At 57.3% G+C, this 21,100-nt stretch carries 16 protein-coding genes; 6 read left to right on the top strand and 10 right to left on the bottom strand.

Annotation, left to right across the window (positions count from 1 at the left end; translation table 11 throughout):
* Positions 1 to 2,667 carry an ABC transporter permease gene (locus tag H7849_RS25160; RefSeq protein WP_186743191.1) on the top strand — a complete coding sequence of 889 codons (2,667 nt, stop codon included), beginning with the start codon at positions 1 to 3 and terminating at the stop codon, positions 2,665 to 2,667.
* Here H7849_RS25160 and H7849_RS25155 read toward each other — a convergent pair whose 3' ends face one another.
* From H7849_RS25155 to H7849_RS25130, 6 genes are all read right to left on the bottom strand, one after another.
* Entirely contained in the window at positions 2,668 to 3,282 is a 615-nt protein-coding gene (locus H7849_RS25155; RefSeq protein ID WP_186743190.1) for a hypothetical protein, read from the bottom strand. It lies immediately after the preceding gene.
* 150 nt (positions 3,283 to 3,432) lie between these two features.
* Positions 3,433 to 4,032, bottom strand: a complete 600-nt coding sequence (locus tag H7849_RS25150; RefSeq protein WP_186743189.1) for a Dps family protein — start codon at positions 4,030 to 4,032, stop codon at positions 3,433 to 3,435.
* 91 nt (positions 4,033 to 4,123) lie between these two features.
* A complete protein-coding gene (locus tag H7849_RS25145; RefSeq protein WP_186743188.1) occupies positions 4,124 to 5,194 on the bottom strand; it encodes a cytochrome P450 in 1,071 nt (356 codons plus the stop codon).
* A gap of 136 nt (positions 5,195 to 5,330) precedes the next feature.
* Entirely contained in the window at positions 5,331 to 6,563 is a 1,233-nt protein-coding gene (locus H7849_RS25140; RefSeq protein ID WP_186743187.1) for an HlyD family secretion protein, read from the bottom strand.
* A 3-nt stretch (positions 6,564 to 6,566) separates the two neighbouring features.
* On the bottom strand, positions 6,567 to 8,006 hold the full coding sequence (locus H7849_RS25135; protein ID WP_251106480.1) for a TolC family protein: 1,440 nt from the start codon (positions 8,004 to 8,006) through the stop codon (positions 6,567 to 6,569).
* 269 nt (positions 8,007 to 8,275) lie between these two features.
* Positions 8,276 to 8,848, bottom strand: coding sequence for a hypothetical protein (locus H7849_RS25130; protein WP_186743185.1), 573 nt, complete (start codon positions 8,846 to 8,848; stop codon positions 8,276 to 8,278).
* Between the two features lie 162 nt (positions 8,849 to 9,010).
* On the opposite strand from H7849_RS25130, the gene ppk1 reads away from it, so the two are divergent.
* The 4 genes from ppk1 (at position 9,011) to sixA (ending at position 13,736) form a co-directional block, all read left to right on the top strand.
* Positions 9,011 to 11,191 carry a polyphosphate kinase 1 gene (gene ppk1 / locus H7849_RS25125; protein WP_186743184.1) on the top strand — a complete coding sequence of 727 codons (2,181 nt, stop codon included), beginning with the start codon at positions 9,011 to 9,013 and terminating at the stop codon, positions 11,189 to 11,191.
* Between the two features lie 102 nt (positions 11,192 to 11,293).
* Positions 11,294 to 12,169 (top strand): hypothetical protein, encoded by an 876-nt coding sequence (locus H7849_RS25120; protein WP_186743183.1) that lies wholly within the window; start codon positions 11,294 to 11,296, stop codon positions 12,167 to 12,169.
* Entirely contained in the window at positions 12,166 to 12,807 is a 642-nt protein-coding gene (locus tag H7849_RS25115; RefSeq protein ID WP_186743182.1) for a class I SAM-dependent methyltransferase, read from the top strand. Before H7849_RS25120 ends, H7849_RS25115 begins: the two co-directional genes overlap by 4 nt.
* 401 nt (positions 12,808 to 13,208) lie before the next feature.
* Positions 13,209 to 13,736, top strand: a complete 528-nt coding sequence (gene sixA / locus H7849_RS25110) for a phosphohistidine phosphatase SixA (RefSeq protein ID WP_186743181.1) — start codon at positions 13,209 to 13,211, stop codon at positions 13,734 to 13,736.
* Here the strand turns inward: sixA and ppx are convergent.
* Together ppx and H7849_RS25100 are read right to left on the bottom strand one after the other, a co-directional pair.
* Positions 13,688 to 15,232: an exopolyphosphatase gene (gene ppx, locus H7849_RS25105; RefSeq protein ID WP_186743180.1), complete on the bottom strand. Its 1,545-nt coding sequence runs from the start codon at positions 15,230 to 15,232 to the stop codon at positions 13,688 to 13,690. The two genes, sixA and ppx, sit on opposite strands and share 49 nt — an antisense overlap.
* Before the next feature lie 118 nt (positions 15,233 to 15,350).
* The gene (locus H7849_RS25100; RefSeq protein ID WP_186743179.1) at positions 15,351 to 16,394 is read right to left on the bottom strand and encodes a CHAD domain-containing protein; all 1,044 of its coding nucleotides are present in this window, start codon (positions 16,392 to 16,394) and stop codon (positions 15,351 to 15,353) included.
* Between the two features lie 31 nt (positions 16,395 to 16,425).
* Here H7849_RS25100 and H7849_RS25095 point away from each other — a divergent pair, with 31 nt between their 5' ends.
* Positions 16,426 to 18,387 carry an ArnT family glycosyltransferase gene (locus H7849_RS25095; RefSeq protein WP_186743178.1) on the top strand — a complete coding sequence of 654 codons (1,962 nt, stop codon included), beginning with the start codon at positions 16,426 to 16,428 and terminating at the stop codon, positions 18,385 to 18,387.
* A gap of 30 nt (positions 18,388 to 18,417) precedes the next feature.
* Here the strand turns inward: H7849_RS25095 and H7849_RS25090 are convergent, their stop codons facing one another.
* Both H7849_RS25090 and murC read right to left on the bottom strand, forming a co-directional pair.
* On the bottom strand, positions 18,418 to 19,668 hold the full coding sequence (locus tag H7849_RS25090) for a glycosyltransferase (RefSeq protein ID WP_251106479.1): 1,251 nt from the start codon (positions 19,666 to 19,668) through the stop codon (positions 18,418 to 18,420).
* A 36-nt stretch (positions 19,669 to 19,704) separates the two neighbouring features.
* Positions 19,705 to 21,075 carry a UDP-N-acetylmuramate--L-alanine ligase gene (gene murC, locus H7849_RS25085; protein WP_186743177.1) on the bottom strand — a complete coding sequence of 457 codons (1,371 nt, stop codon included), beginning with the start codon at positions 21,073 to 21,075 and terminating at the stop codon, positions 19,705 to 19,707.
* Positions 21,076 to 21,100: the final 25 nt, after the last annotated feature.

Raw genomic sequence — 21,100 nt, 5'->3', positions numbered from 1 at the left:
ATGTCTCTCTGGTCGCGTATCTCGAATGTGTTTCGCGGCGAATGCCTGAACCGCGATATCGAAGAAGAGTTTGAAGCGCACGTTGCCGAAGCGGTTGAGCAGGGACGCGATCCAGAAGAAGCGCGGCGGGCACTGGGCGCTGCGATACGGCAGCGGCAGGAGAGCCACGATGTCCGCGTGATTGGCTGGCTCGATTCGCTGCGGGCTGATCTTGTGTTTGGGTGGCGGCAGCTGAAGCGCAACAAAGTGACCTCCGCTGCGGCGATTCTTTCGCTGGCACTGGCGATTGGCGCCTGCACTTCGGCGTTTCGGCTGATTGATGCGTTGCTGCTGCGTCCATTACCAGTGAAACATCCGGAGCGGCTGTATGTTTTGTCGCGGTATGGGATGGGTTTCGACAACAAGCCGGGTGAATGGGATTCGTGGGCGTATCCGTGCTTTCAGCTGATGCGCGCTGCGGCGAAAGACGAGGCGGAATTGATTGCGGTCTCGTATGTTAGTCGCACGGACATCACATACAAAACCGACAACGAGATAGAGAAGGCGAATGTGCAGTATGTGTCGGGTTGGCTATTCCCCACATATGGCATTGAGCCTGCGCTGGGCCGGTTGTTTACGGAGAATGATGATCTAAAGCCGGGCGCGGCTCCGTATGCGGTGCTTTCCTACGACTATTGGACGCGGCGCTTCGGGCGTGACCCTCATGTGATTGGGCGTACTCTCCATGTTGACGACCGCGTTTATGGGGGCGTTTTTGAGATTATTGGCGTCAGTGAGAAGAAATTCACTGGCACAGAGCCGGGTACGCTTGTCGATATTTTTGTTCCAACGATGATGCATAACGGCGTCACGCGCAATGACTGGACATGGTTTCGCACACTGGCTGTCGTCAGTCCGGGAGTTGCGATTGAGCCGTTGCGAGCAAAGTTGGAGGCGGTCAGCCATGCGTTTGAGGCGCAAAGGCTGAGCGGTGAGACCGGGCTGTCGCAGGAGACGCTAAAGAATGTGCTCGCCAATCAGGTGCGGATGGAACCTGCGCCCACGGGTGCGTCTGGAATGCAACAGGAATACAGTCACGCGCTGGCTGCTCTTGCAGTGCTGGTGCTGATGGTTCTGCTGATTGCCTGCGCGAACGTAGCAAACCTGATGACGGCGCAGGCTGCGGCTCGGGCGCGCGAAATGGCGCTGCGGGTTTCGATTGGCGCGGGTCGGTGGAGACTGGTGCAGATGGTGCTTGTCGAAAGCATACTGCTGGCGTGTCTTGCGGCCGCGAGCGGAGCGCTATTCGCATGGTGGTCTGCGCCGTTCGTGGTGAGCATGATCAATCCGCCGGATAATCCTGCGCGAGTGATTTTGCCTGCGGACTGGCGTGTGCTTGGGTTTGGGATTGCGCTGACGCTGATTGTTGTTCTGCTCTTCGGGCTGCTGCCTGCGCTGCGGGCTTCGTCGGTCAAGCCGGTCAGCATTTTGAAAGGCGGCGATGATCCGCATTCGCGGCAGCGGATGATGCATGGGATGATTGCGTTGCAGGTGGCCTTCTGTTTTCTGGTGCTATTTGTGGCCGGACTGTTTGTGACTACATTTGAACGGCTTTCAAACAAGTCCACGGGGTTTTCTACTGAGAGGATTTTATTGCTGGAGACGACAAGCCGTCCTGCGCAGTCGTCGCTTTACTGGGATCAGGTGGCTGACCATTTGCGCTCGGTGCCGGGAGTTGAGCGCGTATCGCAAGCTTCATGGGCTCTGCTGAAAGGCGTTGGTTGGAATGATTCGATCTCGGTGAATGGAGGGCCCCCGAGCGTTGACCTTGCTTATTTTCTAAGCGTCTCTCCAGGCTTTCTGGAGACCATGCGGATTCCGCTGCTTGCCGGCAGGGATTTTCGCGAGGGCGATCTGTATCCCAACGCCGCGATCGTGAATGAAACGTTTGCCAGGAAATTTTTGAATGATGCGAATCCAGTTGGGCGTGCCTTTGTGAAGGCGTCGGATGACGGCTCGCGTGAACGCATGCAGGTGATTGGCGTGATGCGCGATGCTTATTACCGCGGGCTTCGCGAGCCGATGCTGCCTGTTATCTTTACTCCGATTCACAACATGAATAAAAACGGGGAAATGCATCCGTTAAAGAGCGATACGTTCATTGTGCGCACCGCGTCAGCAAATCCGATGGCGCTGGCCTCGATGCTGCGGCAGGACGTGGCGAAGGCGCGCTCCGGGTTTCACGTCTCAAATGTGCGGACGCAGTTGGAGCTAAACCAGTCGCAGACGATACGCGAACGCCTGCTGGCGACGCTGGCTTTCTTCTTCGGCGCGGTTGCGCTGCTGCTTGCCGGGGTTGGGTTGTACGGTGTGTTGAATTATTCAGTACAGCAGCGGGAGCGCGAGATTGGGATTCGCATGGCGCTAGGCGCGCGAATTGGGGATGTTGCGCGGCGCGTCACGGCGGGGATTGCGTTCGCGGTGATCGTGGGTACGATTGCGGGTTTGGCTCTCGGTATGGCTTCAGTGCGTTATGTCGAGTCGCTGCTGTATGAAGTAAAGGCTACCGATGCTAATGTGCTGGCAGTTCCCTGCCTCACGATTCTCCTGGCGGTTGTAATTGCTGCTGTACCTGCAGTGCTGCGGGCGCTGCGGATCGATCCGGTTGCGATGCTGCGGGTTGAGTGACTAAGGACCAGCCAGTGCTTTCTCCGAATCGTTAATAGCTTTGCGAAAAGCGTCCACTGCTGGAACGCCGGGAGGCTCAAGCGCGTCCTTTCTCGTGTATCGCCATACTGGCGGCGAATTGAGGGGATTCTGCTCTGTGATGTGGTTCGGATCGCCGCGGTACACGGCGAACGTGTCGTCCGGAGTGCTAACCTCCATTTCCGGATGCGGATCGGACGTTTCAAGTGGCGGCCCAGCGCGACCGGAAGCAGTGACGCCGGTATCTGTTCGTTGGGCAATCACGGGAGGCGGAGCGTTGATGGGTGTGCCGCCGATTGTCGGCTGCACCAGCTTGCCGTTGCCTTTGCGAATCACAATGATGAGGTCCGCCTGGGACGGGTCCGTTACCGGCATGAGCCTGCCCCACTTTGCCAGAGCGTTTTCGACATCAGCGCGAGCAATGCGATTGGCATTTGGGTCAGTGACATCAACGCCCGCGCCGGGATCGACGATCACCCAGGCTGTATGTGCCTGGAGCACGTCGACCGGCAGCTGAAGTTTTTTCTTGTCCTTTGCGGCAGCAGCCAGGCAGCACAGGAACAGCGCGGACAGAGTAAGACTTCTGCGGTACGGCATGCTCTGCCTCCCAGACGGATTAGTCTAGTCCATCGAGTGATTGACGCGGAAGGACATGAAGGGTTATCCGTCATTCCATACAAAACAAAAGGCCGAACCAGCGATCAGGTTGGGCCTTTGTGTATCAAGTTATGTATGAAACGTTGTTGGTTACCTGGCGAAGACCAGTGGCATCTCTACCAGGTGCTCACTGATGAACCATACCTGCATTTCATTCGTGCGGACGACGTCGCTGATCAGGAGATCATTGGTACCGTCGTCGCGCACGTCGCTTGCACGCTTGGCCAGCTTGCGGGCATCGTCGAGGATGATCTTGTGTGCTTCAAGCAGGCGCGAGATGATCACCGGAACTTCTTCGCGGCCTTTGGGCGGGCGTTGCAAGCGTGTGGTTTCTGCGATGTCGTGCGCCATGGCGATGCTGACGCCGCCAAGCATCTGGATGCGTTCCGCCAGGCCGTCAACAAGCTCTACCTGCTCGCCAAAATGCTTATCGAAGAGAAGGTGAAGCTGATAAAAGGTCGGGCCGGAGACGTGCCAGTGCGATTTCTTATAAAGGTCCCGCAAGCTTGCGGTATCAGCGAGAAGGACATTGAGACGCCCCGTAATCTCCAGGCGGGCACTTTCATCCAAGCCGATAGGCATGTCACTGATGACTGTGCCGAACTTTTGAATTTCTTTGGCGTTCTGGTGCCAGTGGGGTGTAATGTGGTCTGCTTTGCTCGTAACTTCTTTCAGGGCAGGCTTGCTCATACTTCAATCCTCCACTCTGCATGTTTAGATGCAACAGCCCGAACCGACGCTGCTGAAGGTTGGAATCAGACCGACTAATCTTAAGGAAGGATCAGATAACAGGAATCGTCTCATAGAGACAAACGGGTAATGTAGCGGGAGAACGGAAGACGGGACCGCCATGCCACTCTACAGTTCCCGTAATTTCAACCCACCCAAAACGCTCCAGCAGCGGGCGCGTGATCGTAATGGCCGCCATGCGAATCAGGCTTCCTCCCACGCACGTGTGCGGACCTGAGCCAAGCGCAAGGTGGCCTTTCCCCTGATGAACCCAGTCCATTTCATTGGGCCGAGGAAAGCGCTCCGGGTCTTTATTGGCAACCGCAATTCTTAGTATCACGCGATCGCCTTTCCGCAGAGGAACACCGTTAAGATCTACATCCTCAATGGCGCGACGAAAAAGAAGCCGCGTCAATCCTGCATAACGCAGCAACTCCTCCATTGCTTTCGCGGTGAGCGCCGGTCGCTGGTGCAGACGTCTCCATTGCTGGGGATGCGCAAGCAATGCAAACCACGCATTTGCAAGCAAACAAGGTAAGGTATGCGAGAGCGCAACGAAACCTGAGTCGCGCAGGGCTTCGGCCCCGGCGTGGAAGCAACCACGAAGCTCTGCGTTTGCTGCTTCAGCGGAAGCTCCAATTTTCGTGTCGTACGGTTCTGCGGCCGCAGCGGAAACGTGCCTGGCCAACGACTGAAGGTGGCTTGCATCCTTTGGATCGGCCTTCGTCACTGCTACTGCAAGCGTAAGGCACAGCGGCCGGGCAACTTTCTCAACTAGGTTCACTGGCACACCGAGAGGCAGGCGCTGCGTTAATGCGTCCGCCTCCGACGTGAGAATTTTTTGCCACTTATACAATTGCCGGAGCGAGAGCGCCGCCTTTGTCTCCGCGCGCATCTTCAATCGTATTGTTTCATTGGGTGCCGCTTTCTTTGATCCACCCTTCGCGCCTGTTGGCACAAGAACGGGACTGCGGAACGCGGCAAGCACATCCGCATAGCGACTCAACACCCATGCTCCCAGCTTCTCGTCAAAGTAAGAAGCCTTGATTTCAGGCGGAGAAGAAGAATCCAAGTGGTCGTCGCTCCAGGATGGCCTTACGCATTCTTCTTGTCTGGAGGTCATGATCTATCGCACCAGTATCTGTGGACGCTGTGCGGATTTTGTCATCAAAATGTCAGGCTTTGGTCAAAAGATCGGGCGATTCTCAGACCACGGCGGATGTTACATTGCCTGGGTCCGAGAATCGCGCGGATGCAGATTACTTCACCCTGACTTTGGGCTCAACCGACATGCCCGGACGCAGCAAATGGTCAGAGTTTTGGTCACGATTGGTCAAGTCGATACGCACTGGAATACGCTGAACTACCTTGACGTAGTTTCCAGTTGCGTTTTCCGGCGGGAAGAGGCTCAAAACAGAGCCGGTAGCGCCACCGATCTGCGTCACCTTGCCGTCGTATTTGCGGCCGCCGTAGGCATCAACACTGATGGTGACGAGCTGTCCCTGACGCATGTGCTCGAGCTGGGTTTCCTTAAAGTTGGCAGTGATCCAGATGTCGTCGAGCGAGACGAGGGTGGCCATGTTCTGGCCGACGCTCACGTTCTGTCCCACTTCGACGCTCTTCTTGGTGATGATGCCCGCCGTCGAGGCATAGATTCTGGTGTAGCTGAGGTTCAGCTTGGCCTGGTCGAGCGCGGCCTTCGCTTGCTGGACCTGGGCAGCAGCCTGGTCCGCGCGGGCTTTCTGAATGGCCACCTGTTGCGGCCCGGTCTGAGCGTATTTCAAGGACGCCTGCGCGGAGGCTACACGGTCTTTCGCCACTCGGACTGCAGAGTTCGCAGCTTCGAGATTGGCCTTGGCTTGTTCCAGAGCGGCCTTGTCGCCGTCGGCCGCGGCTACAGCAGCATCGAACTGCTGCTTGGAGATCACATCCTTTTCGACGAGCGGCTTGTAGCGCTGCAGATCGAGTTGCGCCTTGGTGTTGTTGGCATCGGCCTGCACGACCGCAGCCTGCGCAGCCTGCTGCTGGTGTTCGGACTGCACGACCTGTGCGTCCGCGCTGGAGACGTCTGCACCAGCCGAGGTCAGAGTACTGCCGGTGTTGATGTGGATGACGGGGACGTTGACGTTAGCGGCTTCATAGGCCGCTTGGGCAGCTTCAAGATTGGCCTCGTCCTGTGCGACTGCTGTTTCAAAGTCCTTGGGGTCGAGTTCTGCTATGACTGTGTTGGCTTCAACGTACTGGTTTTCGTCGACGTTCACCTTGAGGACATGGCCTTGAATGCGCGCGCTGATCTGGATCAGGTGCCCGTTGACCTGCGCGTCGTCCGTGTCCTCGTAGTAGGTGGAATGCCACCACCAGAGAAGCCCGACAATCACCAGGACAGCGACAACTCCGATAATGATGAACCGCTTACTCGACTTTTGCGGCGCCCGCTCTTCAGGCGTGTCGATGCGATTTTTTTCTGTAGGTTCCGCTACCTGCTCGGCCACGTTTCACTTTCCTCCCACATAACTCTTGTAGTTCTTCTGAGCGACTCCCAGCGCTCGCGCTAAAGAAAGCTTCGCGATGTTGTGCTGATAGAGGCTGCTCACATACTGATCATTTGCCTGAGCAACGGATTGCTGCGCCTGTGATACGGCAAGATTATCCGAAACCCCGGCAGCGTAGCGCTGTTGCGCTTCGCTCAATGCTTCATTCGCCAGTTGCACATTGCTGCGCGAGACTTCCACCTGCTTTTGCGCAGAACGAATGTCGAGGATGCTGTCGCGCACATCGGCACTGATCTGCCCGTGAAGATCACTGAACTGCGCGCGTTTGATTTCAAGCTGCGCCTGCGCCTGACGTGCATCGCCGCCAAGCTTTCCTTCTTCATACACGGGGACAGAAAGCGTGCCGGAAGCGTTACCGGTTCCGTGCGAGTTCGCCGGGTTCACGCCAATGTCGCCATAGTCCCCCGAGAAGCTGATGGTCGGATATCGCTCAGCGGTTGCAGCGGAGCGGGCTTTTTCCGCCGACTTGACCTGCTCAGCCGTTGCCTTGAGGTCACTGCGGGTATCGATTGCATGCTGTACAGCCGTGTCGGGATCGACATCGTCGAGGGCCGCATACGGCGCCTGGTCGCTGAGTTCGAATTTCTGTTCGAGCGGCAGACCAATGGCGCGAGCGAGCGCGATCTTGTCTTTTTCGTATGCGTTTTGCGCGGAAATGAGCGTCTGCTGCTGCGTCTGGTAATCGACGCGGGCGCGCAGCTCATCGAGCAGCGGAGCGGTTCCGGCCTGATGGTTCGCGACTGCCTGGTCGAGCGATACCTTTGAGGTGTCCACCTGCGCCTGGGCACTGTCGATACGGGACTTGTCGGCGATAACAAGCAGATAGGCATTGCCCACGGTCAGCACCACCATGTCGCGGGCATCATCAACAGAAAGCTTCGAACTCTGGAAGTTGTGTTTCGCCGCCAGGTAGTTCCGGAGCGAGGCGATGTTCACCAGCGACCAATCAAGCGAAGCCCGAATATCGGTAAAGCCATAAGGCCCGATGATCGTGGGAAAGCCAGGAATGCGGAGACCTTCGGCTGCGAGGTTCACCTGCTGTACAGAGACTTCTCCTTTGGCCTTCACCGTAGGAAGCAAATCTTGCAGCTCTTGCAAGCGCGAGCCGTTCACATTGGTCGTGTTCTCGGCGCTGAGAATATAGCCAAGATTGTGCTTCAGACCGCGCTGGATCGCATCGTCCAGAGACAGCGGGAGTACGCCTTCTGTGGGCTTGTCTTCAACGACACTGCCCTGAAAGCCGCTGCCACCCTGCTGTGGCGTGGAAATCTGGTAAGGACTGGGAATGGACGACGAGGAGCTGCTGCTTGTAGGTGCCCCCAACTGTGCCACTGCACTCGCTGGAGCGATGAGGGAGCCGACTGCCAGCAGACCGGAAGCCACACGCCACCGCCAGCCATTTCTGGTTATTTGGACCAACGATTCACCTGTGTTACCCGGAGATACCCCAAAAGGGGCTTTACTTTCGATGCGTAGTCTGTTCAAAAAATTCAGAAAATAACAGGGAATCAAGACCTTGCGCCGGGAACCATGCCATTTTACATGGCCGTGGTGGCGAGAATCAGCGGCCAGATCGGCCCAATGCTCACGTCACCTTGCTTAGGCACACTAGTCTTCCGCCGTCAGGGGAATTACCCGCGGCCCAAAAGGAGTTAAGCGACAGGAGTCGGGGTTGCTGAGTGTGCCAGCGAGTTAGCCAGCGAGCACAGCGCCTGGCGGAAGGCTCCACTAACTTTGTCCGCCGTCCAGCCTGCAGCGGTTTCACCGCCTGCACTGCGAATTGTCTGCGCGGTCGCGGCATTGTCGCGCCCTAGCATGGCTCTCTCCACAAAGACAGCCCGCTGCGCTGCTGGCAGGTGTTCAAGCCAATCACGAAGCTGGCCTCTGCCTTCAAGAAGAAGCTGGCTCAGCTGAGCCGAGGTGATACCGGAAACGGACAGGTCATCATCGTCGATGCAAAGAGCGTTGCCGCCTTCTGTTTCAACTGCGGCAAACGAACCGGGCTCACGCTGGCTGAGTTCGCGAATAGCCGCCTGTACGAGCTGGTTCTGGAGTACGGCCGTGGCCTGGTTGCCGTCCGCGCAAGGATCGACATCGGCTCCCGCCATGGTTTCCTCGACCAGGCGGACTGCCTCGTCCCCGTCTCCGAGCAGGAGGGCTGCGGTCTGAAACAGCTTGGCCGCTGTATCCTGAACGAGCACATCGCTACAACCGTGTTTTCCCATCGCATTTCCTCCAACAGCTACCTTTTATCCTCATGGAGTGGCGTCTAGGAGTCAAATCGGACTAAAAAGGCCGTCTTTTTAGCGGGCCTTTCATATCCGCACGCCCGGCCCCGGTGTATAGCAGATTGTGTACACTTTCCATCTAAGTCCGGATCTAGAGCCATGAACGCACGTTCGACGCAACCGCAGAACCTTTTGATTGGCCGGGACGAGTCCTGGATGCAATTTAACCGGCGCGTGCTGGAAGAGGCCCAGGATACCTCGAATCCTCTGCTGGAACGGGTGAAATTTCTGGCCATTACCGCCAGTAACTTAGACGAATTCATCGAGATCAGAGTGGCCGGACTGCTACAACGGATCGAAGACGGCTACACCGATATCGGCCCCGAGGGAGTGACGCCTCAGCAAACGCTCGAAGCGCTCACGGAGGATATGCACTCCTTCATGACCCAGCAGTATGCCTGCTGGAATCAAGAGTTGCAGCCGGCGCTTCACGAGGCGGGCGTGCGTGTGCTGGGCTGGAATGAGCTGGGAGACACGGCAAAAGAGGCGGCGACCTCATTTTACCAGCGCGAAGTCGATCCTCTGCTCACGCCTATCACAATCGATCCCGCCCACCCATTTCCTCGCGTTCTGAACAAGGCGCTTTGCATTGCTCTACTTCTGCGGCGCAAGCGAAAGGGCACAGCGGGTCCGGTTCTGGGTGTAGTCACCGTACCGCGTGCACTGCCACGGCTGGTGCCCTTGCCTTGCTGCTCACCAGGGACGCACGATTTCATTCTTTTGCACGATCTCATTGAAAAGCATGCCGCAGGCATGTATCGGGGCTATGAGATTCTTTCCAAAGCCGCCTTTCGCGTGACGCGAAACAGCAATCTGTACTTCCAGGAAGAAGAGGCGCGCTCACTCCTGGAGACAGTCCGGACCGAGCTTCATAATCGCCGCAAAGGAGATGCTGTTCGGCTCGAGATTGAGCGCCGGGCCGACGCCGAAATCATCGACCGTCTGCGCATCAATTTTGAGTTGGATGAGTTGCAGGTCTACCGCACCGATGGGCCGGTGAACCTGTCTCGCTTAATGAACCTTTACAGCGATGCGCCACGGCCTGATCTGAAGTTTGCGCCTTTCGTTCCGCACGAGCTGCGGCTAAACCGCAAATCGGCGGATCTGTTTGATGAGCTGCGGCACCGCGACATTCTGCTGCATCATCCGTATGACTCGTACGATGCCGTGGTCGGGTATATCGAGTCTGCAGCCGCCGACCCTAACGTGATCTCGATCAAGCAGACGCTCTACAGAACGAGTTCTGATTCCCCCATGTTTCGTGCCCTTGTCGATGCCGCCCAAAGCAAGGAAGTGACGGTCGTCGTCGAGTTGATGGCTCGCTTCGATGAAGCGTCGAATATTCGCTGGGCGCGTGATCTCGAAGATGCTGGCGTACAGGTTTTTCACGGCATCGTAGGCCTGAAAACGCATTGCAAACTGGCCCTCCTCGTGCGTCGCGATCCGGATGGGACGATCCGCCGCTATGCGCATCTTGGAACAGGCAACTACAACCCGAATACTGCGCGCTTTTACACCGACCTCAGCCTGTTGACTTCCGATGCTGCAATCACGGCGGGTGTGCACAGCGTCTTCAATTACCTGACCGCGCACTCGGAGTCGGATGATTACGCGCCCTTGTTCGTAGCCCCGCTGACGCTGGCGGAGAGCTTTATTCGGCTAATCGCAAGAGAGACAGAGCATGCCAAGGCGGGCCAACCAGCTCACATCATCGCCAAAATGAACTCGCTGCTCGAGCAGAGTGTTATCGAAGCGCTCTATGCTGCGTCGCAGGCCGGTGTGCAGGTGGATTTGATCGTGCGTGGCATCTGCGCCATACGTCCGGGACTGAAAGGTGTAAGCGACAACATTCGCGTGCGGTCGATCGTGGGCCGCTTCCTGGAACACAGCCGCATTTTTTACTTTGCGAATGCTGGCGAAGAAGAGTTCTACTGCGGCAGCGCCGATTGGATGCCGCGCAATCTGTTTGAGCGCTGCGAAGTCGTTTTTCCCGTTAAGGACGCTCAACTCTGCGCGCGCCTTCGCAACGAGATCCTCGCCGCCTATCTTGCCGACACGGTAAAAACCCGGCTCCTTGCAGGCGACGGCAAGTACCACCGTGTGCGCGAGACAGCGCTTGGCAAATCTCTGCCCGCTTTCAGCTCACAGGATTTCTTCATGCGCGTAGCCGAGGGCAAGGCTTCGGCAGACGATATCCCAAAGTTGCCGGAAGAGGAGCAACCGAAGCCGAAAGTACCCGCGAAGAAGGTGTCATCCCGACGCAGAGTCGCAGCAGATTAATTGCGACTCAAAGCGAATGCTTGGCTCGTGCATCCAGAGCGTTCGCGGGTATTTGGAGCCGCTTCAGCTCCTCGGATTCGTGTTGGCCTCTTACAATAAAGTGTGGCTCTTGCAGCTGAGCAGACCTCGGCAACAACGCGATTCACCAGCATCCCGGCGAAGCTCCCCGTGTATTGGCACTTACTCAGCCTGGATGCCCCGACAGTTGCCGCATTGTGGTGCTGGAGTTTTTCCCGCGTCGCGCATATCGATTTGCCTGTGTTAGCGCCTGCATTGCTGGCCGTCGGAACATGGTTGATCTACGTGGCAGACCGCATTCTTGACGGATTGGATCGTACGAATTGGCAGCGTCTTCGTGAGCGGCACTTCTTCTATTCACAGCATCGATCGACCTTTCTCATAGCCGGTGCGATCGTCAGTCCGGCTTTTGCCTGGATCATATTTACTCGAATGTCGCCAGCGGCTCGTTTAGGGGACGCTGCCGTCTTCGCCTTCGCAGCGTTTTATTTCCTGATTGTGCATACTCATGGGCGCCAGGCAGAGCGATGGCTTCCGAAGGAGCTTGCCGTAGGCGTGCTGTTTGCCGTCGCAACCGCAGTACCGACCTGGGCACGGGACACCAACGGAAAGTCTGCGCTGGTACCTCCGGTCGCCATCTTCGCTGTTTTGTGCTGGCTGAATTGCGTAGCGATCGAGAGTTGGGAGGGTTCCGCGACAGATTCATCGCATTCAACAACGTCATGGGCCGCACGACACCTGCGAGGTCTTGCATCAACGACGCTGGCGCTTTCCCTGGCTATGGCATTGCTCTGTCTCCATGATGGCGCCAGTGTGAGCCTTTTTCTGGCTTCAGCGATGAGCGCCTTTTTGCTCGTCTGGCTGGCGAGCCGCAAGCAGCGTTTTGGCCCCCTGCAACTACGTGTCGCTGTCGACGCAGCCTTACTGACACCACTCCTCTTTGTGGCGTGGCTAGGGTGAGCCGCCAGCTGAACTTCGATCGTCTGGCTCGGCCTTATCGCTGGCTGGAGTATTCAACATTCGGACGGTCACTGGAACGTTGCCGCTTTCACTTCTTGCCCAGTTTTACGAGTGCTCGGCGTGCCCTGGTGCTCGGTGACGGCGATGGACGGTTCCTGGCGCGGCTACTTCACTCCAATCCTCAGATTGAAGCTGACGTGGTCGATATAAGTCCGGCCATGCTGCGTCTCCTAAGAGAACGGCTCACGCCCGAAGCGCGAAGGCGCATCACCCTGCACGAGGCCGACGCTCGCGGCTTCACACCTGCCAAAAGTGGCTACGACCTCGTCGTCACACATTTCTTCTTTGATTGCTTATTTCAGCCTGATCTTGAGGCACTTGTAGACCGAATTACTCCCCGGTTAGCCGCAAATGCCTCATGGGTGGTTTCAGAGTTTGCGCGGTCATCAGGAGAAACTGCTTCCGTAGCTGGGCGAGCCGTCATTTCAAGCCTTTATGCAGCCTTCGGCCTGTTAACCGGACTCGAAGTGCGGTCCTTGCCCGACCAGCAAACCGCGTTGGAGGGATGTGGATTTCAATTGTGCAGCGAAAAGCAGTGGCTCCGTGGATTACTAATAAGTCAACTTTGGCAGCGATGAGTCTCGCAGTTCCGGGCAACCCATAGCGGCTTGCCCCCTTCTATCACACTGAGCACCATGGCGACCTCCGACCCCCTATCACGTTGGTTACTCTCTCAGCTCCACCCGACGCTTCTCAATAGAATTCCCGGCATCGACCCCGGGACCTGGCCGCAACCGTCTCCCAAACCCGCGCCGGAGCCCGATCCAGACCCGGATCCGCTTCCGCCTTCCAGGCCGGGAAGCTCGGGCGTTGATCCTGGCTTTCCTGTCGAGCCGATCCCCTCGCCTGCTCCAGTTACTTCCGGTCGACGCCCCGCCTGAAAAGACCAAACCAACCAATTGTTACAATCAGGTTAAGATGCTGGCCAGAAACTACTGGCTCTCGCATACTCACAGTTGAAAAAAGGCCTTACCAATTCATGAATCTCTACGTTCTTCGCCATGCAAGTGCGGGTATACGCCGCGAAAATCCCCTCCTGGACGTGAAGCGCCCGTTGGACAAGGAAGGAAAGCAGCAATGCATTCTCGTCGGCAGCTTTCTGAATGCGTTGCGGGTGCAGTTTGATCTGATCGCATCCAGCCCGCTGAAACGTGCATTACAAACTGCCTCACTGGTTGGGACGGAAGTCGGTTATGACACGAAAATCCAGGTAACAGATGCCTTGGCTCCGGGTGCGACAGTCGCCACTTTCCAGCAGTACATCGCCGGCCTGGGACCACACGAAAATATCTTGGTGGTTGGCCACAACCCCAATCTGGAGCATTTTCTCGGCTCGATGATTGTTTCGCCGGGCCGCGCAAGTCTTCGCCTGCGCAAAGGAGCCATCGCACGCGTCGACTGCGGGCGTCGTCCAGGCGTGCTGAACTGGCTGGTCGATCCGCGCATCTTGCGCGGTGTTTATACCAACGTGACGAAGAGGTCTCTGCGGAAAACCTCGCGGAAGTAAACCGCTTCCTTGCGCAGCGACCAGAGTTCCAGAGCTGCACCGGTAGGCCCCGGACTGATTTCCAGCAATACCTGCTTGGGATAGACGCGCACTTTTACCCGCAAAACGTCGCTGGCTCGGTCCTGATTGAGCGCCACCGCGAGCCGCAATAAAACCACCGCACGACGCACATGCTCATGCTCCTCCGGAGGCACCTGCCGCATGGTGCGTCCCGTTGGCTCCGGCCGGCTCTTGCCGAGATAGCGCGCGACGGCCGAGGTAATGACGCGCTGCGCCGGCGTAAATCCGAACATTTCCGAGTTGGCGATGATGTACTGCGCATGCCGATGATAGCCCTGATAGTTCATGAACTTGCCGATATCGCGCAGCATCGCCGCCGTTTCCAGCCAGGTGAGATATTCAGGAGGCAGCCTATGCACCGGATCAAGGTCCCGAAAAAGCTGCACAGCATGTTGGCGTACAGGCTCCGCCTGACGCGGATCAACACCATATTTGCGGCAGGTTTCAAGCACTGACTCCCACCGGTCCCGCTCAAATTGTTGATGCGCCGTTGCCCGCGGATCCTGCTCGGCGAGCATCTGAGCGAGAATCCCATCGCGCAGCCCCATCGAGGAATAACGGAATCCTGGCAACCTGTATGCTTCGAGCAGCTCAGCGAAAACCTGCGCCCCGGCAACGATGATCTCGGATCGGCGGGGCCCGACACCCTGGACGCTCGTCCGCTCGTCGTTGGTCATCTTCGTGAGCTTTTCGGTCAGCTTGCGGACGTGCTGCGTTGGTGTGAGGCTGTCGCTTTTCCCGGTTGCTTCCCTGGCTCGCTGTTTGCTCACCAAAGACTTGCCGGCTTCCGAGAGCGCAGCCGCCGTGCCCGATGTAGCGATCACGGTCTGAACTTCCACCGGATGGACGCGCCGCTCGGCCTTGCGGAGTTCGCGAGCGATGAACTGCTTGAGACGCGCGATATCTTCTTTCGACGGCGGATCGCTTTGCAGAAATTCTTCGGTCAGCCGCACCGCACCGAGCGGGACGCTGACGGTCTCCTTAATGCGCTTACGTTCTGAGAGCGAAATCTCGCAACTGCCGCCGCCCACGTCGATCAGCAGGCAGCGGCCTGCGGTTCCAGGCTCGTTGCTCATGATGCCGCGATGTATCAGGCGACCTTCCTCAAGTCCCGAGATAATCTCAACGTCCCAGCCAGTCTCATCGCGCACCCAGGCAAGGAAGGCGCGAGCATTGCGTGCATCACGCATGGCAGCCGTGGCAACCGCGCGGACCTTATCCGCTCCATGCAACTGTGTGGCGCGGTAGAAGCGCTTCAGAGCGTCGAGCGTTGCGGCCATCGACTCTGGTGAAACCAGGCCGGTTTCAAATACGCTGCCACCAAGACGCGTAACCTCACGGTCTTCGTGCAAAACTTTGAGTTGATGTTGAACTACACGGGCAATTTTGAGTCGGCAGGAATTGGAACCGATGTCGATGGCGGCAAACGTCTGCATTCTTTTGGGGAGTGTGCTCGGGTTTCTTCGGGTCTTTCAAGAAAGATACACGAACTATGTGACAAAAAGATTGCACGCGCGCCGTGAAACAAGATCTAGAAGCCCGTTTGGCCCACAATCAGGATGACGCAGTTCTCGTTCGCGTCGTCTTTGAAGCTAAGGATGGAGAACGACGCCGGGGCTGCGACGTTGCCAGCCATTCGCCCATGAGCCTCCCGCGCAACCGGTTCACCGTTTTCATCGCGAGCACGTAGTGATGGTCACGTTCAGTGTCCAGCAACGCGATGATGTCGTTGCCTTTGTCTCCAAGCGCAGTACGGGCTTCCTCTGCAAGAACCAGCCAGTCATGCCAGTCGCCGATGTCGTCCTGCAGCCTCTTGAGCACCTTTCCGACGGCAATGGCATGGGCATCTTCAGCAGCAGATTCCGCAATATACCGCGCCTTCTTCGCACCCTTGCGAAAGTCGTGCAGATTATTGGCATCAAGCTGCTCCATCTCATGTACGAGGCGCGCAAATGATTCGAGCGCAACAATGGCGGCGCTTTGCGGACGTCGCCGCATACGCGGCCAAAGCTTCATGGCGGACTCAAAGGCAGCAGCTTCCGCGTCGAATTTTGCGAGAAGCTTTGCGGCCTTCTTCTTGAGAGCTTCGGCATTGTGCTGGCGCGCATGTTGAAGCCACGCATCCAAATGTTGCGCGTGTTCTATCAGAGGATTAGCAGGCAGGGCGGCGACTACCGGAATCTCAGCAACATCCGGAGGAGCACTCATCGCAGCATTTCCGCCTCCAGCGGTTGCCCCAGTCGCTTCGTTCCTGCTTATCTCCTTGACCAACTTCTGCAAGAGTTTCCGATGAACGTCGAGATCGCGCACCGGAGCAGCCGCGCGACGCATCTTCTTTAGAGCGCCAAGCCATTCTTCCGTTGGCTCTTGCAGCGAATGATCCTCATCGCGCTCGCGCAGGATCGACTCAACCATGGCCTGAAGCCGGCGCGTGCCTGTGCGCACGTCGTGCACCGGATCGACGTCAGGATTGCTCGCGCACTTCTCCAGATTTCCGCGCAATGTTGCTGTGATTTTGCGCAGGTGCGCCTCGCGCGCATCGGGCTTGGCCGCTCGGGACGGGCGAGCCTGTGTTCGGTTTGATCTTGCTCGCTCCACTGCGCTGATATTCTAAAGCTTTGGGATTATCATGATTGAATCGATATTGCCTGGTATCAATCCTCGCAAACCTGCACTGCTTTCGTCTCCGGTAAAAACCTGGACGCTTCTCTTACTCGTCTTTCTCGCCGTTCATTTTGCGGCGCTGTTTACGCCTTCTCTTTTAGATGATGCGGATGCAACCCACGCCAACGCCGCCCAGCACATGGCTGTCAGCGGCGACTGGGTGACGCTTTATGTGAACGGCATTCGCTATCTCGAGAAGCCTCCGCTGCCCTATTGGATGGTGGCGATTGATTATCACATCTTCGGTTACAACGTGTTTGCCACGCATCTGCCCATGACGCTCGGCGTGTTGGCTTGTGCTGTGCTCGCATGGTTTTGGGCGCGGCGAGCTTACAGTGAGCGCGCCGGCTTCTACGCAGCACTGGCAATTTTGACAAGCTTCGGTGTTTTTCTCTGGACGCGCTTCTATATTCCGGAATCGATCCTGACGTTCTTCATCGGACTCGCGCTCTACTGTTTTCTCACCGGCCTCGAAGACCGCAAGCCCTCGCGCATGTATGGGATGTACGCTGCCCTGGCAATTGCGGTGCTGGCAAAAGGGCTCATCGCTCCAGTTTTCTTTCTTGCCGCCGTAATCCCGTATCTCTTCATTACCGGTGAATGGCGCAAGTGGCGGCAACTGCGTCTGTTGACCGGCCTGCTCATGTTTCTTGCGATTGCGGCACCGTGGCACATCCTGGCCGGGATGCGAAATCCCGATCATGGCAATCCTGTCGGCAATGTCCCAACGCCCGGACACGTTCACGGCTTCTTCTACTTCTATTTCATCAACGAGCACGTTCTGCGCTTCCTCGGCAGACGCTATCCGCACGACTACAACAAGCAGCCGTTCTGGGTTTTCTGGCTGGGTCAGTTAGTCTGGCTCTTCCCCTGGAGCCTGTACTTCCCGGTTGCCCTGCGCCGCGCATGGCGGAATCGCAGGCTTGCCTGGGCCGACGTGCGCTACAACGCATCCGATACGCTGCACTTTCTCGATGCCCGCAGCACAGCCTATGAAGCAGCCGGAATGGCGGCTCGGGTACGTTTCCGCGCACGCACCGGCCTGCTGCTCGCGCTCTATGCCGCGTTCATTCTGCTCTTCTTTGCCATCTCAACCAATCAGGAGTACTACACCTGGCCAGCCTATCTTCCGCTGCTGATCCTGACCGCAGGCGCATTGGGCGCAGTCGAAGATGCGCCGGAAGCAGGACGCTGGCTTAACGCGAAAAGCAAGTGGCTCACCGGCGCGCACGCTGCATTTGCGATCGTCGGCATCGCTGCCGCCGTCGCGCTTGGAGCCGGGCTGTGGACGTCGCGCAATCTGCCCTATGAGTCGGACATCGGTACGCTGCTCGCGCATCGCGGCGTGGGTGATTATTCCCTGGCCTCGTCCCACTTCTTCGATCTCACCGGCCCTTCGTTCGCAGCACTGCGATTACCTGCTGCACTGGCAGCTGTGACGTTGCTCGTGGGCCCGCTCGTGGCGTGGATTCTGCGCAGGCGTGGCCACTCATTTGAGTCGACAGTATCCGTCGCGTTTACCTCGGCTGTCTTTTTGATCGCTGCACACATAGCCTTCGTTCGCTTCGAGCCGATGCTGTCCTCGCGGGCAATGGCAGACACCGTCAACCACCTGGCATCGCCTACCGATCAATTAATCCTTTATGGCGATCAGGCAGACGGATCATCACTCGTCTTTTACACCCATCGGCAGGCATTGCTCGTAAATGGCAAGTCTTCATCAATGATCTGGGGCTCATACTACCCCGATGCTCCGCACATCTTTCTCGATGACAACGATCTGACTGCGACGTGGGGCAATGGTCCGCGCAAATTTCTCTTTGTGCCCGGCGACCACCACGATCATGTGGAGACACTGCTGGCAGGGCATCTGGTCAAACTGCAGGAGCTCTCGCACAACACGCTATATACAGATCGGCCGCTCTAGGCTGCTAAGGAGCGGTCAGTAGAGAATCGTTCAGCGACCCCTGAGCGGTTCTTCGCCGACCGTTTTATCAGCCGACCGTTTCATTGGCTCGTCGCCCTCGATCTGACTCGGCAGCATCAGGCCGCCCTCAGCCAGGCGATACACGCGCCCACGCCACAATATGTGACTGCTCGCATAGCTCGCCGCCCAGTAGAAGAATCCAAGCAGGTCGCGCAGCGGATAGAGCAGACTTGTTCGCAGCAGATGACGCTCCTCAACTACGGTCTTGCCCACGACTGCCGCCAGCATCACGCGCGCCACCACGCTGTAAACGACGAACGCTAATGCCAAACGTGGCATGTGCAGGGCCAACGCCGCGAAACCGGCGAGCAATCCAAAAGGCACAGCAAACGTCAGCGACGTTCCAAAGTGTCCTTTGGGGCGCGAAAAGCGCGTCGACTTCATCCAGCGAACCTGATGCTTCACCGATGCAGCAAAGCTCAGATTCAAAACGATGTGGTCGATCACGTGATCCGAGAGGACGACTTCATGTCCATGAGCCGCGACCTGATTGCCCAGAATAAAATCGTCCGCGCAGTACGGTCCCAAATAGCCGAACCCACCCATCTCATTGACGCAACTGCGTCGCACGGCCATCGTCGGACCCAATGTGAATTGCATGCCCTCCATCATGTTCGCGACCAGCACGCCTGAAGTCATTTCGATGGACATACCCGCAGCTTCGAGCTCCGACCAGACGCCTTCGTCAGCCACACCGCGATAGAGACAAGTGACCGCTCCAACTTTCGCATTCACAAATGGAGCAACAACTTCGCGAATATAGTTCGGCGTCACTCGCACATCGCTATCGCTGATGATGAAAATGTCTGACGTCGCTGCGGCTGCCATCTTCTCCAGCGACGACACTTTGGCATTGATGTACGAGGGCTCGCCGGTCGTTAAGAATTTGACCGGAACGGAAGGATAACGAGCAGCGACCTTGCGTGCAGTCTGCAGGCCTGCATCGTTGGCGTGGCGTGCACAGAACAAGATTTCAAAATTGCCGTAGTGCTGTTCGAAAAAGCTGGTGATGTGCGCGTCAAGATTCGGCTCGTTGCCATGCAGCGGCTTCAACAGGCTCACAAACGGCTGATAAGGGACCTGCGCCATCATGCGATGCCTCCGCCGTGCCATCACAAAACGGTAGGCACCCGCAAAGACGAGGCCCTGGAAGACGGTGGAACTGACGAGGCCGAGAATGCCAACACCCATCAGAACTGCGAGAATTCGTGCAGAAATCACTATCTATCAGAATATCGTATCGCTGAGCTGTTCTCGCTAACTGCCTGATTTCAGTCTCTCAAGGACCTGCGGAGCAAGTTGGGAGACATTGCCTGCGCCCAGCGTAAAGATCACATCTCCTTTGCTGGCGCGCTCCACCACGCGTTGGATTGCCTCTTCCGTGTTGGCAGCATATTCGACACCGTCCTGGTGCATCTTTTCAACCAGCGCCTTACTCGTGACACCCGCAATCGGCTCTTCGCTCGCGGCATAGATGTCGAGCATCTCCACCGTATTGGCCTCTTCAAAAGCGCTTAGAAATTCTTCCATGAGATCGCGCGTCCGCGAATAACGGTGCGGCTGGAAGATGACGTGAACCTGGCGATAATTACACTCGCGCGCCGCATGCAGAGTGGCCCGAATTTCCGTCGGATGATGGCCGTAGTCATCAATCACAGCAACACCGCGCTCGCAACCCTTCAGCTGAAAACGCCGATCCACGCCTCGAAATGAATCCAACCCTCGTGCCATGGCTTCCGGAGCAATTTCCAACTGCGCGGCAATAGCGACTGCAGCCGTTGCATTCAGCACGTTGTGCCGTCCGGGAACATGCAGCGAAAATGGCCCGAAAACCTGACCATTTGCGGCAACTTCAAATCGTGCGCGCGCTTCATCGCACGGAGGCAGCATGCGCGTAATAAAGTCTGCCTTGGATGTCGTCCCATAAGTAAAAACACGGCGACGCACGCGCGGCAGAATTCCAGCTAGTTGCTCGTTGTCGATACACGCGACACAACTCCCATAAAAGGGGACGCGGTCCATGAACTCCACAAAAGCATCTTCCACGTCCGCCATGTCGCGATAGCAGTCCATGTGTTCGCGATCAAGATTGGTGACAACCGCGAGAATCGGCGACAGCTTCAGAAAGGAGCGATCGCTCTCGTCTGCCTCCGCAACCAGGTACTGCGACTTGCCAAGACGCGCGTTGGAACCGAGAGCATCGACCCTGCCCCCAACCACAACCGTAGGATCAAGATTCCCCGCCGCGAGAACAGTCGCAATCATCGATGTTGTGGTTGTCTTGCCATGCATGCCAGCGATGGCGATGCCGTACTTCAAGCGCATCAGCTCTGCGAGCATCTCAGCGCGTTGGATCACGGGAATCTTACGCGATCTTGCTTCGATGACTTCCGGGTTATGCTCATTTACGGCAGAGCTGGTGACGACAACGCCAGAGCCAACCACATTGGCTGCCGCATGACCTTCAAAGACGATGGCCCCAAGCGACGCAAGGCGGTCGGTGATGGAAGACCGGCGCAGATCGGAACCCGAAACCGCATAGCCGAGATTCAGCAGGATCTCGGCTATCCCGCTCATGCCGATTCCACCAATCCCGATAAAGTGCACCCTCTGTGCTTTTGCAAACATAGTTTCAGAACGCTCTGATTACTGT

Source organism: Alloacidobacterium dinghuense (genome assembly GCF_014274465.1).
GTDB lineage: Bacteria > Acidobacteriota > Terriglobia > Terriglobales > Acidobacteriaceae > Alloacidobacterium > Alloacidobacterium dinghuense.
The sequence above is the reverse complement of the archived record's forward strand: the minus strand, read 5'-3'. Positions and strand labels throughout refer to the sequence as shown.

Bases quoted from the DNA above. Each gene is read 5' to 3' on its own strand.
- H7849_RS25160 (WP_186743191.1), top strand. From the start codon at position 1: ATGTCTCTCTGGTCGCGTATCTCGAATGTGTTTCGCGGCGAATGCCTG.
- murC (WP_186743177.1), bottom strand. From the start codon at position 21,075: ATGTTTGCAAAAGCACAGAGGGTGCACTTTATCGGGATTGGTGGAATC.
- H7849_RS25095 (WP_186743178.1), top strand. From the start codon at position 16,426: ATGATTGAATCGATATTGCCTGGTATCAATCCTCGCAAACCTGCACTG.
- H7849_RS25150 (WP_186743189.1), bottom strand. From the start codon at position 4,032: ATGAGCAAGCCTGCCCTGAAAGAAGTTACGAGCAAAGCAGACCACATT.
- sixA (WP_186743181.1), top strand. From the start codon at position 13,209: ATGAATCTCTACGTTCTTCGCCATGCAAGTGCGGGTATACGCCGCGAA.
- H7849_RS25155 (WP_186743190.1), bottom strand. From the start codon at position 3,282: ATGCCGTACCGCAGAAGTCTTACTCTGTCCGCGCTGTTCCTGTGCTGC.
- H7849_RS25145 (WP_186743188.1), bottom strand. From the start codon at position 5,194: ATGACCTCCAGACAAGAAGAATGCGTAAGGCCATCCTGGAGCGACGAC.
- ppk1 (WP_186743184.1), top strand. From the start codon at position 9,011: ATGAACGCACGTTCGACGCAACCGCAGAACCTTTTGATTGGCCGGGAC.
- ppx (WP_186743180.1), bottom strand. From the start codon at position 15,232: ATGCAGACGTTTGCCGCCATCGACATCGGTTCCAATTCCTGCCGACTC.
- H7849_RS25130 (WP_186743185.1), bottom strand. From the start codon at position 8,848: ATGGGAAAACACGGTTGTAGCGATGTGCTCGTTCAGGATACAGCGGCC.